This is a genomic window from Nocardiopsis sp. B62 (assembly GCF_018070675.1).
GTDB lineage: Bacteria > Actinomycetota > Actinomycetes > Streptosporangiales > Streptosporangiaceae > Nocardiopsis > Nocardiopsis prasina.
In genome coordinates, this window is sequence record NZ_JAGPXK010000034.1 from 1 (window position 1) to 16,653 (window position 16,653).

Annotated in this window: 11 protein-coding genes and 1 tRNA gene; 9 read left to right on the top strand and 3 right to left on the bottom strand. The window is 71.0% G+C overall.

Translation table 11 applies throughout. The features are described from left to right. Positions 1-46: 46 nt before the first annotated feature. Positions 47-718, bottom strand: coding sequence for a hemolysin III family protein (locus KBX21_RS23835; protein ID WP_307869267.1), 672 nt, complete (start codon positions 716-718; stop codon positions 47-49). Positions 719-1,184: 466 nt separating this feature from the next. Here KBX21_RS23835 and ppdK point away from each other — a divergent pair, with 466 nt between their 5' ends. The 8 genes from ppdK (at position 1,185) to KBX21_RS23875 (ending at position 15,446) form a co-directional block, all read left to right on the top strand. Then, a complete protein-coding gene (ppdK, locus tag KBX21_RS23840) occupies positions 1,185-3,881 on the top strand; it encodes a pyruvate, phosphate dikinase (RefSeq protein ID WP_049571271.1) in 2,697 nt (898 codons plus the stop codon). 337 nt (positions 3,882-4,218) lie between these two features. Then, positions 4,219-5,301: a YdcF family protein gene (locus KBX21_RS23845; protein ID WP_210843823.1), complete on the top strand. Its 1,083-nt coding sequence runs from the start codon at positions 4,219-4,221 to the stop codon at positions 5,299-5,301. Between the two features lie 49 nt (positions 5,302-5,350). Beyond that, complete coding sequence (locus KBX21_RS23850) at positions 5,351-6,616, top strand: deoxyguanosinetriphosphate triphosphohydrolase (protein ID WP_049571264.1); 1,266 nt, start codon at positions 5,351-5,353, stop codon at positions 6,614-6,616. Positions 6,617-6,765: 149 nt separating this feature from the next. After that, positions 6,766-7,791 (top strand): LacI family DNA-binding transcriptional regulator, encoded by a 1,026-nt coding sequence (locus KBX21_RS23855; RefSeq protein WP_247666244.1) that lies wholly within the window; start codon positions 6,766-6,768, stop codon positions 7,789-7,791. 130 nt (positions 7,792-7,921) lie between these two features. Continuing rightward, complete coding sequence (dnaG, locus tag KBX21_RS23860) at positions 7,922-9,817, top strand: DNA primase (RefSeq protein ID WP_210843824.1); 1,896 nt, start codon at positions 7,922-7,924, stop codon at positions 9,815-9,817. Positions 9,818-9,921: 104 nt separating this feature from the next. After that, complete coding sequence (rpoD, locus tag KBX21_RS23865) at positions 9,922-11,007, top strand: RNA polymerase sigma factor RpoD (RefSeq protein ID WP_210843825.1); 1,086 nt, start codon at positions 9,922-9,924, stop codon at positions 11,005-11,007. A gap of 117 nt (positions 11,008-11,124) precedes the next feature. Next, entirely contained in the window at positions 11,125-12,450 is a 1,326-nt protein-coding gene (locus tag KBX21_RS23870; protein ID WP_210843826.1) for a glycoside hydrolase family 18 protein, read from the top strand. A gap of 65 nt (positions 12,451-12,515) precedes the next feature. After that, on the top strand, positions 12,516-15,446 hold the full coding sequence (locus KBX21_RS23875; RefSeq protein ID WP_049571372.1) for an FAD-binding and (Fe-S)-binding domain-containing protein: 2,931 nt from the start codon (positions 12,516-12,518) through the stop codon (positions 15,444-15,446). Positions 15,447-15,468: 22 nt separating this feature from the next. On the opposite strand, the gene KBX21_RS23880 is transcribed toward KBX21_RS23875, so the two are convergent. After that, a complete protein-coding gene (locus KBX21_RS23880; RefSeq protein ID WP_049571252.1) occupies positions 15,469-16,023 on the bottom strand; it encodes a hypothetical protein in 555 nt (184 codons plus the stop codon). A 2-nt stretch (positions 16,024-16,025) separates the two neighbouring features. Then, positions 16,026-16,370, bottom strand: a complete 345-nt coding sequence (locus KBX21_RS23885) for a hypothetical protein (protein WP_049571251.1) — start codon at positions 16,368-16,370, stop codon at positions 16,026-16,028. Between the two features lie 159 nt (positions 16,371-16,529). Here KBX21_RS23885 and KBX21_RS23890 point away from each other — a divergent pair. Further along, positions 16,530-16,602 (top strand) — tRNA-Asn (locus tag KBX21_RS23890). Positions 16,603-16,653: the final 51 nt, after the last annotated feature.

Consider the following 16,653-nt stretch of genomic DNA (forward strand, 5'->3'; position numbering starts at 1 on the left):
GCCGGGCGGCCTGGCTGGGGTGACCGCGCGATCGGAGCCGCGCCGGTCAGGTCGCCGTGTAGACGACGAACGAGACCGCGATGTAGTGGCAGACGAAGGCCGCGATGGTCAGGGAGTGGAAGATCTCGTGGAACCCGAACCAGCGGGGCGCCGGGTCGGGGCGCTTGAGCCCGTAGACCACGGCGCCGACACTGTAGAGCAGGCCGCCCACGAGGATGAGGATCCAGGTGGCCGGGTGGGTGCCGTTGACCAGGTCCGGGATGAACAGGACCGCGACCCAGCCGATGGCCAGGTACAGCGCGGTGGAGAGCCAGCGCGGAGCGTTCAGCCACAGGAGCTTGAACGCGACCCCGGCGACCGCGCCGCCCCAGACCAGCGCCAGCATGGCCGTGCGCAGGGTGCCCTCCAGCACGAGCATGATGAACGGCGTGTAGGTGCCCGCGATGATCAGGTAGATGTTCGAGTGGTCCATGCGGCGCAGGACCTTCTGGGCGCGCGGTGACCAGCGGCCCACGTGGTAGATGGCCGAGGTGCTGAAGAGCATCACCGAGCTGAGCGCGTACACCGCGCTGGCCGCCATGGCGGGCACGGTGGGGGAGAGGGCCACCAGGACGATGCCCGCCGCCAGGGCGAGCGGAGCGGTCCCCAGGTGCAGCCATCCCCGGAGCCGGGGTTTGACCGCTTCCAGCAGGTCCCCGGCGGCCGCCGCAGCTCGCACGCTCCCTGTTTCCCGCGCCTTCGACACCGTTCGCACCCCTCAGTTCCAGCGACCCCGCTCCCTGGCGGGCCACACCAAGAAGCCTAACTTACGGCTGCGTAGGTTACTTGACGGTAATGCTGTGTCACGCGGCACAGTGGGCTCGGGAGGCGTTGCTGGCCAGGGGGGTTGGTCGCGCCTGCGGTTCTCGTCGGTTTCGACCGTGCCGCTCTTGGGGTGGTGTGTGGTCGAGCGTCCCTGACCAGCGTAGTCGTGGGCGGCGGTGCTGTTCCCGTTGCGTCCCCACGGGGGCGGGCGTGAACTCGAAGTGGACCATTGGTATAGACCTGTTCGGCGTCCGTGAACAGGTGCTATGCCGAAGAAGGGTGGTTCATGGAGGGTCGCTCGTGCGGAGTGTGGATAGGGTCGCGCCCAACAGGGGCCGACCCGACGCCGAACGGCCGCGAGAGAACGAGGGAGCACCCCCGTGACCAAGTACGTCTACAAGTTCACCGAGGGCAACAAGGACCTGAAGGACCTGCTCGGCGGCAAGGGGGCCAACCTCGCCGAGATGACCAACATCGGTCTCCCGGTTCCCCCCGGTTTCACCATCACCACGGAGGCGTGCCGTCACTACCTGGAGAACGGCGCAGTCCCCGAGGGGCTCGACGCCGAGATCGAGGCCGACCTCAGGGAGCTGGAGAGCACCATGGGCCGCCGGCTCGGCCAGCCGGACGACCCACTCCTGGTGAGCGTGCGGTCGGGCGCCCGCTTCTCCATGCCCGGCATGATGGAGACCGTCCTCAACATCGGCCTCAACGACGAGTCCGTGAAGGGCCTTGCCGCCCAGGGCGGCGACGAACGCTTCGCCTGGGACTCCTACCGCCGCCTCATCCAGATGTTCGGCAGGACCGTCCTGGACATCGACGGCGACCTGTTCGAGGAGGCCATCGAGGAGCTCAAGGCCGCCAAGGGCATCACGAACGACCTCGACCTGGACGCCGCCGACTTCCGCCAGCTCGTGGAACGGTTCAAGGAGATCGTCGGCGAGCAGACCGGGAGCCCCTTCCCGAGCGACCCCCGCGAGCAGATGAACCTCGCCGTCAAGGCCGTCTTCGAATCCTGGAACGCCCCCCGCGCCGTCCTGTACCGCCGCCAGGAGCGCATCCCCGCGGACCTCGGCACCGCCGTGAACATCTGCTCCATGGTCTTCGGCAACCTCGGCATGGACTCGGGCACGGGCGTGGCCTTCACCCGCGACCCCGCCACCGGCCAGACCGGCGTCTACGGGGACTACCTCCAAAACGCCCAGGGCGAGGACGTGGTGGCGGGCATCCGCAACACCGTCTCCCTCACCGAGCTGGAGCGGATCGACCCCCGAAGCCACGAAGAGCTCATGGGCATCATGGACACCCTGGAGAACCACTACCGGGACCTGTGCGACATCGAGTTCACCATCGAGCGCGGCAGGCTGTGGATGCTCCAGACCCGCGTGGGCAAGCGCACCGCCGCGGCCGCCTTCAGGATCGCGGACCAGCTCGTGGACCAGGGGATGATCGGCCTGGACGAGGCGGTCCAGCGCGTCACCGGCGACCAGCTCGCCCAACTGATGTTCCCGCGCTTCGACGACGAGGCCACCGCCGGGGAAGACGTGCACCGCCTCGGACGCGGCATGAACGCCTCGCCGGGAGCGGCCGTGGGCAAGGCCGTCTTCGACTCCTACACCGCCGTGAAGTGGTCGCGCAGCGGGGAGAGGGTCATCCTCTGCCGCCGTGAGACCAACCCCGACGACCTCGAGGGCATGATCGCGGCGGAGGGCATCCTCACCAGTCGTGGAGGCAAGACCTCCCACGCCGCCGTGGTGGCCCGGGGCATGGGCAAGACCTGCGTGTGCGGCGCCGAGGAACTCGACATCGACACCAAGAACCGGCGCATGACCGCCCCGGGCGGCGAGGTGATCGAGGAGGGCGACGTCATCTCCATCGACGGCACCAGCGGCCGGGTCTACCTCGGTGAGGTGCCGGTCGTCGACTCCCCGGTGGTCCGCTACTTCGAGGGCGAGGTCGACCCCGCCTCCGACCAGGCCGACGACCTCGTGCGCTCCGTGCACCGCCTCATGCACTACGTCGACGCCGCCCGCCGCCTGTACGTGCGTGCCAACGCCGACACCGCCGAGGACGCCGCCCGCGCACGCCGTATGGGCGCCCAGGGCATCGGCCTGTGCCGTACCGAGCACATGTTCCTCGGTGACCGCCGCCAGCTCGTCGAACGCCTCATTCTGGCCGACACCCCCGACGAACAGCAGGGGTCGCTCGACGCCCTCCTGCCGCTCCAGCGCGAGGACTTCGGCGGCATCCTGGAGGCCATGGACGGACTGCCCGTCACGGTCCGACTCCTCGACCCGCCGCTGCACGAGTTCCTGCCCGACATCACGGAGCTGTCGGTACGCGTGGCGGTGGCCGAGGCCAGGGGCGAGAGCCACGAGAACGACCTGCGCGTCCTCCAGGCCGTGCACAGGCTCCACGAGCAGAACCCCATGCTGGGGCTGCGCGGCGTGCGCCTCGGACTGGTCGTCCCAGGGCTGTTCACGATGCAGGTGCGGGCCATCGCCCAGGCCGCGGTGGACCGGATCCGTGCCGGCGGCCGCCCCCGTCCGGAGATCATGATCCCTCTGGTCGGCACCGTTCAGGAGCTGGAGATCATCCGGGACGACGCGCTGCGCGCCCTGCGCGAGGTGGGGGAGGAGAGCGGGATCGAGCTGGACTTCCCCGTCGGCACCATGATCGAACTGCCCCGCGCCGCGCTCACCGCCGGGCAGATCGCCGAGAACGCCGAGTTCTTCTCCTTCGGCACCAACGACCTCACCCAGACCGTGTGGGGCTTCTCCCGAGACGACGTGGAGGCCTCCTTCTTCTCCGCCTACCTGGAGAAGGGCGTGTTCGGCGTATCGCCGTTCGAGTCCCTGGACGTGGACGGGGTGGGTCGTCTGATCCGCATCGCCGTGGAGGAGGGCCGAGCGGCGCGGCCCGGCATCAAGCTCGGTGTGTGCGGTGAACACGGCGGGGACCCGGCATCGGTGCACTTCTTCCACAGGGTGGGGCTGGACTATGTGTCCTGTTCGCCGTTCCGCGTCCCCGTGGCCCGTCTGGAGGCGGGCCGGGCCGCCGGTCGCGCCGTGCGGTGACCGACCGAACGCCCGTGGCGGCGTCCCCACGAAAGGGGCGCCGCCACGGGCGTTTCACGGGACCGGTGAGACTAGAATCGGGCATCACGGCCGAGTCGACGGAAAAGTCAACCGTGACCTTTTCGTGATATATTTTCGACGTCGGTACGCGCCCACGCGCGACGCCCCGATCCCCCTCCCACCGTCGGGGCTCCGGGCACTCTCAGTCGCCCGTGCCACGTCCGGCTCCCCCTTCCCGGTGCCCCCGCCCACGCGGGGAGACCACGAACCAGCGGTGGGTGCGGGGCGTCCCAGTGGGCGTACCGCGTTCCTGATCCAATCAAGCGGAGGTGAGCCGGTGCGAACGGCGAGCGACGGGCGCGGCGACGAGCCGTGGGACGACCCGGCCACGACCCCCGCTGACCACGAGGCCACCCAGGTCTTCTCCCGCGACGAGCTGGCCGGTGCCGCCTCGGCGGCCGAGGGCACCCGGCGGTTCACCCGGCCCGAGGTCTCCGACCCCGGTGACCCCGCCGACGCCGCGAACAGCACGCGGGAGTTCAGTCGTGTCGACCCGGCAGACACCGCGGACCAGGGCGCGGCCTTCACCCGCAGGTTCGTCCGCGACCGGCCGTCGCCGCGCGGGGAGCGGGACCTGCCCCCGCACCGCGACGAGACCGAAGGGTACGGCCGCGAGGAGCCGTGGGAGGGCTCCGGTCACGAGGGGTCCTACGACGAGCCGTACGAGGAACCCCGCGTTCGCGAGCGCGGCGGCCGACGCACCCCGCCGCCACGCACCCATACGCCCAGGCGCCGCAGGCGCCGCCGTTTCCGTGCGCGCTGGATCATCGCCCTGATCCTGGTCGTCGCCATCGCGATCCCGCCCGGGACCTGGGGATGGGTCTGGTACACCGCGCGCCAGGACGACCGCACGCCCTCCGACGCCATCGTGGTCCTGGGCGCCAGCCAGTACAACGGCGTCCCGTCACCCGTCTTCGAGGCCCGACTGCGCCAGGCCCAGGTCCTCTACCTGGACGGCGTGGCGCCCAACATCGTCACGGTCGGCGGCAAACAGCCTGACGACGCCTTCACCGAGGCGGCCGCGGGCCGCAACTGGCTCATCGAGGTGGGCGTGCCCGCCGACCACGTCGTCGCGGTGGAGGAGGGCAGCGACACCCTCCAGAGCTTCAAGGCCATGGAGGGGGTCTTCGAGGCCAACGGCTGGGAGACCGCCATCCTGGTCTCCGACCCCTGGCACAGCCTGCGCTCCAAGGTGATGGCGGCCGACCACGGCATCGAGGCGGGTACCTCCCCGTCGCGCTCCGGGCCCGCTGTCATCGAGCGCCAGACCCAGCTGTGGTACATCACGAGGGAAACCGCGTCGCTCTGGTACTACTGGATCTTCAACGACAGCAGTGACATCCGTGTCAACGCGGCCTGACCAGGGCCAATGACATGTTTCGTCGTTGCCGGGAAGTAGGCTCGGGCCCATGACGACCATCTCCGGAGAGACCGTGGGCGCGGAGAGCGGCACCCACGGGTACACCGCACGCGACACCGAGCGCCACTCCCAGGAGTCGCGTAAGAGCAGGCGTCGCGGCCCCTTCGAGCGGGACCGCGCCCGTGTCCTGCACAGCTCCGCGCTGCGCAGGCTCTCCGCCAAGACCCAGGTCGTCCAACCCGGGGTGAGCGACTTCCCACGCACCCGGCTGACCCACTCCCTGGAGTGCGCTCAGATCGGCCGGGAACTCGGCCAGGCCCTGGGCTGCGACCCCGACCTCGTCGAGGCCGCCTGTCTGTCCCACGACCTCGGCCACCCGCCCTTCGGCCACAACGGCGAGCGCGCCCTCGACGAGGCGGCAGCCGCGTGCGGCGGATTCGAGGGCAACGCCCAGAGCCTGCGCCTGCTCATCCGGCTGGAGGGCAAGGTCATCGATCCCGGCGGCCGCAGCGCCGGGCTCAACCTCACCCGCGCCACCCTGGACGCCACCGTCAAGTACCCATGGCGGCGCGGTGAGGGCGGCGACACCCACAAGTTCAACTGCTACCCCGACGACTCCGAGGCCTTCGCCTGGCTGCGCGAGGGCGCACCCGTCGGACGCACCTGCTTCGAGGCACAGGTCATGGACTGGGCCGACGACGTCGCCTACTCCGTGCACGACGTCGAGGACGGCCTGCACGCGGGCCTGGTCAGCATGGCCGCCCTGCGCGATCCCGTCGAGCGCGCCGAGGTCTGCCGGATCGCCGCCGCGATGTACTGCGACGCCGACCCGGCCGAACTCGACGAGGTCATGGGCGACCTGCTCGCCGAACCCGTCTGGCCCACCGAGTTCACCGGAGACCTCGCCTCCCTCGCCGCGCTCAAGAACCTCACCAGCGAACTCATCGGCCGGTTCTGCCGAGCGGCGGAGGGCGCCACCCGCCGCGCCCACGGCCCCGGCCGACTCACCCGCTACCGCGCCGACCTCGTCCTGCCGCGCCGCGCCCTCCTGGAGTGCGCCCTGCTCAAGGCGGTGGCCGCGCACTTCGTCATGTCCCGCGAGGAGGCCCGGATCTACCAGGCCGAGGAGCGTCGCACCATCACCGAACTGGTCGCGGCCCTGTGGCAGGGGTCCCCCGGAGCCCTGGACCCCCAGTTCCGCGCCGTCTTCGAGAACGCCACCGACGACACCTCGGCCCTGCGCGTGGTCGTGGACCAGGTCGCCTCCCTCACCGACACCTCCGCCACCGCCCTGCACGCCCGGCTCCTCGGCTGACACACCCCTCACCAGGGGCGGGCGCAATCACCGCCGTTGCCGGTCTTGACGCGCACCACACGAGCCCGCACACTGCTCAGTGCGCCCGGCCGCCGCGCCCGCGTGGCGGGGCGCACAGGAGCGCACCGGTACGAGCGAGGGACCAGGGCATGCCCCCACCGCGTGGCCCCGTCATGAACGACGTCGCCAAGCTGGCCGGAGTGTCCCACCAGACCGTCTCCCGTGTCCTCAACGCCCATCCCGGGGTGCTCCCCGAGACCGAGGCCCGCGTACGCGCGGCCATCACGGAACTCGGCTACCGCCGCAACTCCTCCGCCCGCGCCCTGGTCACCCGCAGATCAGGGCTGGTCGGCGTGCTCACCACCGTTCCCGACCACCCGGACACCCTCCGCGTGCTGGTCGGGATGGAACGCGCCCTGGGCGCCTCAGGCCGCACCCTGCTGTACGCCGGAGCCGCTCCCGAGGGCCTGCCCGCCGCCGCCGAACGCCTGCTGGAACACGCCCCCGAGGGCTGTGTGGCCCTCGTCCCCGGCCAGGAGGGGCAGCTCGCCGACCTCCACCACCCTCCGCCGATCGTCGTCGTCGACGCGGACCCCGGCACCGCACGCCACCCCCTGGCGACAGTGGGGACCGACCACCTCGGCGGCGCCCGGGCCCTCACCCGCCATCTGCTCGAGCTCGGGCACGGCACGGTGCACCACGTCGCCGACGGCTCCCCGGGACACACGGCCCGAACCCGGGGCTGGCGCGGGGCCCTGGAGGAGGCCGGGGCGCGTGTTCCCGTCCCTGAGATCCCCGCCGCGACCGGAGCGGACGCCGGTCACGCCGCCGGACTGGCGCTGGCGGGCCGACGCGCGGCGGGGGAGGATGTCACCGCCGTCCTGGCCGCCGACGACCTCCTCGCCCTCGGCCTGCTGCGTGCCTTCGACGAGTCCGGCCTGCGCGTCCCCGGGCAGGTCAGCGTCGCCGGGTTCGGCGACCGCCCGGAAGCGGCCCACCTGATCCCCGCGCTCACTACCGCCGCCGGAGACCCCGCCGAGGTCGGCGAGGCCGCCGTGGGCCTGCTCCTGAACCTGCTCGCCGCACCCGGAAGGGACCCGGTCGCGCCCCTGCTCCTCCCGGCCCGGCTGCGTGTAGGCGGGAGCACCGGGCCGCCACCCGTGCGCCACCGCTGAACCCCGGCGCCGGGCCCCGCGATGATCACCGTCACTCCGAGCGGCCGGACCGCCCGCGAACGGGTGTCCTGGGAGACCCGCCCTGTGGACGGTGGTCGGAACGTCCCGGGGGAGAACTACCCTGAAAACCGTGGCAGGCCGGATCAAAGACGAAGACATCGCTCTCGTACGCGAGCGCACACCCATCGCTGACGTGATCGGTGAGTACCTCCAGCTGCGCAATGCCGGAGGTGGCTCGCTCAAGGGGCTCTGCCCCTTCCACGACGAGAAGTCCCCCTCCTTCAACGTCACCCCCGCCAAAAACCTGTTCTACTGCTTCGGTTGCGGAGAGGGCGGGGACGTCATCTCCTTCGTGCAGAAGATCGACAGCCTCAGCTTCGCGGACGCGGTCGAGTCCCTGGCACGGCAGACCGGGATCGTCCTGCGGTACGAGGAGGGCGGGCGCAGCAGCCCCCGCAGGGACGAGGGCAAACGGCAGCGCCTCTTGGACGCGCACAGGGCGGCGGCCCAGTTCTACTCCGAGCAGCTCCTGTCACCCGGGGCGGTCGCCGGGCGGCGGTTCCTGGGCGAGCGCGGCTTCAACCGGGTGCACGCCGAGCAGTTCGGGCTGGGGTTCGCCCCCGCGGGCTGGCAGAACCTCACCGACCACCTGCGTCAGAAGGGCTTCACCGACAACGAGATCATCGAGGGCGGTCTGGCCAGTCAGGGGCGGCGCGGAGCCTACGACCGGTTCCGCAACCGTCTGCTCTGGCCGGTAAGGGAGGTCACCGGAGAGGTCGTCGGGTTCGGGGCGCGCAAGCTCGACCCCGAGGAGGACGGACCCAAGTACCTCAACTCCCCGGAGAGCCCCATCTTCCACAAGGGCCGCCTCCTCTACGGGCTGGACCTGGCCAAACGGGAGATCTCCAAGCAGGGCAAGGCGGTCATCGTCGAGGGCTACACCGACGTCATGGCCTGCCACGAGGCCGGTGTGACCACGGCGGTCGCGACCTGCGGCACCTCGTTCGGCGAGGACCACCTCAAGATCCTGCGCCGCATGCTGCACGGGCGGCCCAACCACGAGACCCGGGTGGTGTTCACCTTCGACGGCGACAAGGCCGGGCAGAAGGCGGCCGTGCGGGCCTTCGCGGAGGAGCACGGGTTCTCCTCGGAGACCTTCGTGGCCGTCCAGCCCGACGGCCTCGACCCCTGCGACCTGCGCCTCCAGAACGGGCCCCAGGCGGTGGCCGACCTCGTGGAGGACGCCACCCCCCTGTACGAGTTCATGGTCCGCAAGACCTTCGAGAACTACGACCTGTCCACGGTGGAGGGCCGGATCGCCGCCCTCGACGCGGCCGCGCCGGTGGTGGCCAGTATCCGCAACGCGGGCACCCGGGAGGCCTACGCCAAGAACCTGGACCGCTGGCTCGGGTTCCTGGACGAGGCCTTCGTGGTGCGCCGCGTCCGCCAGCACATGCGCCAGGGCGGATCGCAGAGTGCCTCCAGGACTGGAGCTCAGGGCTCGGCCAGGCCGGTGCCCACGCCGGATGCCCAGGCCGCACCCTACGATCTGAACGACTTTTCATTGCAGAGGGAGCGACAGGCGCTCAAGCTCGCCGTCCAACACCCCAACCTGGCACGGGGTTTCGACAATCTTGCCGAGGGTGACTTCACCGTCTCGCAACATCGCGCGATGTTCCAGCTCATCCGGGAACAGGGCGGTGTCACAGCCGCCGTGGCTGACATGGAGAAATGGGCCCTCACTCTGCGTGACGCGGCGCCGAACGACTTCCAACGCGATTTTGTCACGCGTCTGGGTGTGGAGGAGATCGAGTTCTATGGAGAACTCGACGTTCATTTTGCCCGAGAATTGTTGGGCACAATCAAGACTCATTCCATCAACCGCAGCGAGTCAAACCTAAAATCCGAGCTGCACCGGATCGACCAGACTTCTCAGCCAGAGGAGCACAATCGGATCTTCGTCGAGCTCATGCAGCTTGGCCAGCAGAAACGTGCACTGCTGGAGTCTGGCATCGACCGTATGTAGCACCGGGGTGACAATAGTAGTTCTCCCTATTGCGGTGAGTGTGCGGGCACAATGGAGTAGTGCCTCCCACAGTTGTGTCCAACGAAATACCACACGTCCGCCAAGTGGTTCCGCTCCTTCCTGACTCCGGCCGGGGAACGGTGAGTCGTGGGGAGGTCGCGTCCGCGTTGGAAAGCCTCGACGCGCCACCCGGCTCCCTGGACCAGACCATCACGGACCTCGCCGGGGCCGGGGTCGACGTGGTCGAACCGGAGGATTCGGTGCCGGTCACCGACCCGGGCCGCCGCTCCGGTTCGGACCTGGTCCGCATGTACCTGCGTGAGATCGGCCGGGTGCCGCTCCTGACCGCGCGGGAGGAGGTGGACCTGGCCAAGGCCGTCGAAGCGGGCCTGTACGCCCAGCGCCAGGAACCCGCGTCGGGGCACTGCGCGACGGACGAGCTCGTCGCCCTCGTGGAGGAGGGGAGGCGGGCCAAGCGGCGGCTGATCGAGTCGAACCTGCGCCTGGTCGTGTCCATCGCCAAGCGCTACATGGGGCGGGGTCTGCTGTTCCTGGACCTGATCCAGGAGGGCAACCTCGGCCTCATCCGGGCAGTGGAGAAGTTCGACTACACCAAGGGTTTCAAGTTCTCCACGTACGCCACCTGGTGGATCCGCCAGGCCATCACCCGGGCCATCGCCGACCAGGCCCGCACCATCCGCATCCCGGTGCACATGGTCGAGACCATCAACAAGATCGTCCGTGTCCAGCAGCAGCTGCACCAGCAACTGGGCCGCGAGCCCAGCGTCGCCGAGATCTCCGCCGCCGCCGGGTTCGTCGGGGAACGGGTCCTGGAGATCCAGCGCATCGCCCGCGAACCCGTCTCCCTCCAGGCACCCATCGGTGAGGAGGAGTCCGACTTCGGTGACTTCATCGAGGACTCCGACGCGGTCATGCCGGTGGAGGCGGCCGCGTTCACCCTGCTCCAGGAACAGCTGCGGGTGCTGCTGGGCGACCTCTCCGAGCGGGAACGACGGATCATCCGGCTCCGCTTCGGTCTGGCGGACGGGCATCCGCGCACTCTGGAGGAGGTGGGCCGCGAGTTCGGAGTCACCCGCGAACGGATACGCCAGATCGAGGCCAAGACCCTCGCCAAGCTCCGCCACCCCTCGCGCGCGGGCACCCTGAAGGACTTCCTGCACAGCGGCTGAGGCACAGGACAACGTCCGGCACCCACCGTGGGTTCCCTCGAACACGGGAACGGCCTCATCTGGCCGACATGGGACGAACCCCCCGTCCGCGTCCCCCGGTGCCCCTACGGTCGAGGTGTGAACGCCTCGCCGACCCCACCCGAGCCCAGGACGCCCTCCGGGCGGCGTCCACTGCTGGTACTGGGCGCGGCCGCCACCGCCGTCGTGCTGCTCGTGGGGGCACTCGTGCTCAAGAACCAACGCGAACCCGAGCGGATCGGTTACTTCGCCGACTGGAACGTGGCCAACCGCGGCTACACCGTCAACGAACTGCTCGACAGCGGGGCGCCAGCGGACCTCACCCGGATCATGTGGGCCTTCGGCGGTATCGACCGCGACGGCCTGTGCCACATCCCCGAGGACCGCCACGACCAGCCCTGGGAGCTCTACCAGCGGCGCTACGCGGCGGACGAGAGCGTCAGCGGGCAGGCGGACGAGTACGAGCAGGAGCTCGCGGGCGGCCTCAACCAGCTGCGCCAGCTCCGCGGGCAGTACCCGGACCTGGGGGCCAGCCTCTCACTGGGCGGTTGGAACTGGTCGGTGAACTTCTCCACCGCCGCGCGCACCGAGGAGTCCCGGGAGGCCTTCGTCGCCTCCTGCCTGGACCTGTGGCTGCGCGGGAACCTGCCGGTGCGCGGTGACGAGCCCCAGGGCGGGGACGGCTCGGGCGCGGGCGTCTTCGACGGAGTCGACCTGGACTGGGAGTGGCCAGGGGGACAGGGCAACCCCGACAACGTGGAGCACCCCGACGACCCCGCCAACTTCACCCTCCTGGTCGCCGAGTTCCGCCGCCAGATGGACGCCCTCTCCCGGGAGACCGGGCAGGACTACGTGCTGTCCGCGTCACTCCCCGGCGGCCGCGATCACGCCGGGGCCTTCGAGACCGAGGTGTTCGACCACGTCGACTTCGCCACGGTCCAGGGGTACGACTTCTCCGGCCCCTGGAGCGAACGCACCGCGCACCACTCCAACCTGTACGCCCCCGACCACGACCAGGACGCCAACAGCGTCGACCAGGCGGTCCAGCGCTACCTGGACCTGGGCGCCGACCCCGGCCAGATCGTCATGGGCGTCCCGGCCTTCGGGCGCGGCTGGCAGGGGGTGCCCGCCCAGGACGAGGGCCGCGACCAGGTCGCCGGTGGCGCGGCCGACGACGACTACGACGGACCCACCCGCCCCTTCGACCAACTGGAGGAGATGGGAGGCCGCCGCTTCCTGGACGAGGAGGCGGGCGCCTACTGGGTCTACGACGGCGACGAGTGGTGGACCTACGACAACGCCGAGGTGATCTCGCTCAAGGGCGCCTACGTCCGCGAGCACGGCCTCGCCGGGATGATGGTGTGGAACCTCGACATGGACCCCGACGGCACACTGGTCCGCGCCATGCGCGAGTCCATGGACTGATCGGCCCGACAGCCACGCCGCGCGCCGAGGTTGCCACCCCACACCGCCCGCGCCACGCTGTGGGCATGGCCGATCCGCACAGCACCACCCCACGCCCGGACCTTCCCGCACTCCGCCGCGACCTGGAGGAGGGCGTCCGGGGAACCGTCGCCCTGGACGCGGGCACGCTCGCCCTCTACACCTCCGACGCCTCGAACTACCGGCGCGTACCACTCGCCGTGGTCATCCCCGAGACCGTCGACGACTGCGTGGCCGCCGTCCGCGCGTGCGCCGCGCACGGGGTGCCGATCATCCCGCGCGGCGGGGGCACCTCCATCGCCGGGAACGCCATCGGTACCGGCGTGGTCATCGACACCTCACGCCATCTGCGCGCCATCCTCGACATCGACCCCGAGGCCCGCACCGCCACGGTCCAACCCGGGGTGATCCTCGACGACCTGCGCGCCGCCACCGCCGAACACGGGCTCACCTTCGCCCCGGACCCCTCCACCCACAGCCGCTGCACCATCGGCGGCATGATCGGCAACAACGCCTGCGGCTCCCACTCGGTGGCCTGGGGCACCACCGCCGACAACGTGGTCTCCCTCGACCTGCTCCTGTCCGACGGCACCCGGATCACCGTCGGCTCCGAGCACACCGAGAAGGAGTTCGAGGAACTGGCCGCACGCCCCGGACGGGAGGGGGAGATCCACGCGGCACTGGCGCGCCTCGTGGAGACCCACCGTGCCGAGATGCGCACAGCCATGCCCGAGTTCCGGCGCCGTGTCTCCGGCTACGGCATCGACCGCCTGCTCCCGGAGAAGGGGCGCGACGTCGCCGCCTCCCTGGTGGGCACCGAGGGCACCTGCGCCATGGTGGTGGGCGCCACCGTGCGCCTGGTCGAGTCGCCGCCCGCCCGCGCCCTGGCGGTGCTGGGATACGACGACGCCCCCTCGGCCGCCGACGCCGTGCCCGGGCTGCTCGAACACTCCCCTCTCACGGTCGAGGGCATCAACGACCGCATCGTGGCGGCCCTGGACCGCCACGGGTCGAAGTCACGGGTGCCGCTGCCGCTCGGCCACGCCTGGCTGCTGGTGGAGATCGCGGGCGCGACCCCGGACGAGGCGGCCGACTCCGCGCGGAGGATGATCGACTCCCTGGACGAGGCCAGCGGCCCGCGCGACTCCGCGGTGGTCACCGACACCGGCCACCAGAAGGCACTGTGGCGCATCCGGGAGGAGGGCGCCGGCCTCACCTCGCGCACCCCCACCGGGGCCGAGGCGTGGTCGGGCTGGGAGGACGCCGCCGTCCCGCCGGAGAACCTCGGCGACTACCTGCGCGACTTCGAGGACCTGATGGCCCGCCACGACCGCTACGGGGTGGTCTACGGCCACTTCGGTGACGGCTGCCTGCACGTGCGCATCGACTTCGAGCTCACCCACGAGGAAGGGCGCCGCGAGTACCGGGCCTTCATGGAGGAGGCCGCCGGGATCGTGGTGCGGCACGGGGGATCGCTCTCCGGCGAGCACGGTGACGGCCAGGCCCGTTCCGAGCTCCTCTCCCGCATGTACCCGGAGGGCCTCGTGCGGGCCTTCGGCGAGTTCAAGCGCGTCTGGGACCCCGACAACCTCATGAACCCGGGCATCATCGTCGACCCGCTTCCTCTGGACGCCGACATCCGGGTGGCCACCGACATACGCCCGCGACTCCCGCTGCTCTCCCAGACCTCCCTGGCCTACGGCGAGGACGACGGTGACTTCGCCAAGGCGTTGCGCCGCTGCTCGGGCGTGGGCAAGTGCCGCCGCCAGAGCGGACCCGGCGTGATGTGCCCCAGCTACCAGGTGACCCAGGAGGAGAAGCACTCCACGCGCGGCCGCGCCCACCTGCTGTTCGAGATGGCCAACGGCGAGGTGATCACCGACGGGTGGCGCTCGGAGGAGGTCCGGGAGTCGCTGGACCTGTGCCTGTCCTGCAAGGGGTGCCTGAGCGACTGCCCGGTCAACGTGGACATGGCCTCCTACAAGGCCGAGTTCCTGCACCAGCACTACAAGGGGAGGGTGCGCCCGGCCGCGCACTACTCGATGGGCTGGCTGCCGGTGCTGGCCCGCCTGGCCTCCCTGGCCCCGGTGGAGGCCAACCGGGCGGTCCGCCTGCCCGGGGTGTCCTCGCTGGCCAAACGGATGGCGGGGGTGGCGGCCGAACGCGACCTCCCGGCCTTCGCCCGCACCACGTTCACCCGTGCCCACCGACGCCGCCTCAATCGGGGCGAGGGGCGTGCGGGCGGGCCCAAGGTGGTCCTGTGGCCCGACACCTTCGGCAACCTGTTCAACCCGAACGTGCTGGTCTCGGCCGTGCGTGTGCTGGAGGACGCCGGGTTCTCCGTGGTGCTGCCCAGGGGACAGGTCTGCTGCGGGCTCACGTGGGTCTCCACCGGCCAGCTGGACGTGGCCCGAGCGGTCATGCGGCGGGCGGTGGCGGCCCTGGCTCCGCTGGTGTCCCAGGGGCTGCCGGTGGTGGGCCTCGAACCGAGCTGCACGGCCGCCCTCAAGCACGACCTCGTGGAGCTGCTTCCGGGGGAGGAGAGCACGCGGGTCGCGGCCGCCGTGCACACCTTCGCCGGGTTCCTCAACGAGTACGCCCCGGAGTGGACGCCGCCGCGCGTGGACGCCTCCGCGCTGGCGCAGGTGCACTGCCACCAGCACGCCGTGTCCGGCTTCGACGCCGACCGGGAGCTGATCGCCCGTGCCGGGATCGACGGCGAGGTGCTGGACTCGGGTTGCTGCGGGCTGGCGGGCGACTTCGGTTTCACCGAGGGGCACTACGAGGTGTCCTCGGCCATCGGTGAGCGCGAACTCCTGCCCCGGGTGCGCGCCGCCGGGCCCGACACCCTGGTGCTGGCGGACGGCTACAGCTGCCGCACCCAGATCGAACAGGGGACGGGCCGCCGGGCCCTGCACCTGGCCGAGGCGCTCGCTCTCGGGCTGGACCGCGGGGCCCGGGCCCGGAGCGAGGCCTGACGCGTTCGGGTGCGGGGTGGGCTCACACGCCCATCTGTTCGTGGAGGAGGGCCAGGGCCCGGGAGACGGCGTCGGACAGGCGCTGGTCCCCGGGGTCCAGGCCCTCGCCCAGGTGCACCCGCCAGTCGATCTCACTGCCCAGGGGCGCACGCCGGGCCACGAGCCGGAAACCGGTCGCGGACTCGGCGTCGGGGAAGGGCACGAACCGGTTCACCAGGATGGTGGAGGTGACCCGTTCGGCGACGGTCTCGGCGATGCGCCGGTAGTCCACCGGGTCGCCGGTGAGTTCGGTGCGCAGCCGCACGGTGTGCTCGCCCGCGCCCTCCTCGACGAACGTGAGGGTGTCGGGACTCCACCGGGCCTGGTCGATGTCCTGCCAGGGCACGCTGTGCCCGTCGGGCAGGTGGAGGGCGCGGGTGGTGGCCACCAGCACCGCGTCGTCCACGGATCCCTCGGTGGAGTCCGAGGCGGGGGCGCCCCCGGCCGGCGCGGCGACGCGTGCCTGTGACAGCACCCGCTCGCCGCGCTCCAACCGGGAACGCAGCCGCTCGGGGATGTTCTGGCCGAACAGTGGCATCGTCAGACGTCCCGGTCCTCGGACCCGCCTCCGTTGGCGCCCGTCCCCGGGCGGGTCCCGTTGGACGGGCCGGTCTCCCACTCGACGAGCTCGATCTCCTCCTCGGTGGGGCGCGCCAGGAAGTCGCGCACGGAGGTGATGGGCATCCTCTCGACGGCCTTGTCGTAGGCGGCGCGGCCCGCTCTGCTGGTCTGCGCGCCGACGACCCCGGCCACCTCCTGGACCAGGGGGCTGTCGGCCACCTTGCGGGCGGTGCGGGCGAGCTGCTCGTAGCGGGCCCGGCCCGCCTTGGCGCCCAGCACGTATCCGATGGCGAGTCCGGCGACGAACGTGATCCGGTAGCGCATGGCTTCCTCTTTACGGCCTTGGTGACGGTCGGCGTGGTCCGTGCCCCGACGTTACCCGGTCGTGCCGCGGGCCACACGGGCCGACACCGGTCACGAGCACTCCCGAAGCGCGCTAGTCTGTTCATGTCGCCGAGGCCGCAGTGCCTTGGGCAGGCGCGATCCCGCGTAGCTCAATCGGCAGAGCAGCCGGCTGTTAACCGGCAGGTTACTGGTTCGAGTCCAGTCGCGGGAGCGTGAGAGGAAGGCCCATCGGAGAGATCCGGTGGGCCTTTTTCGTGTGTGC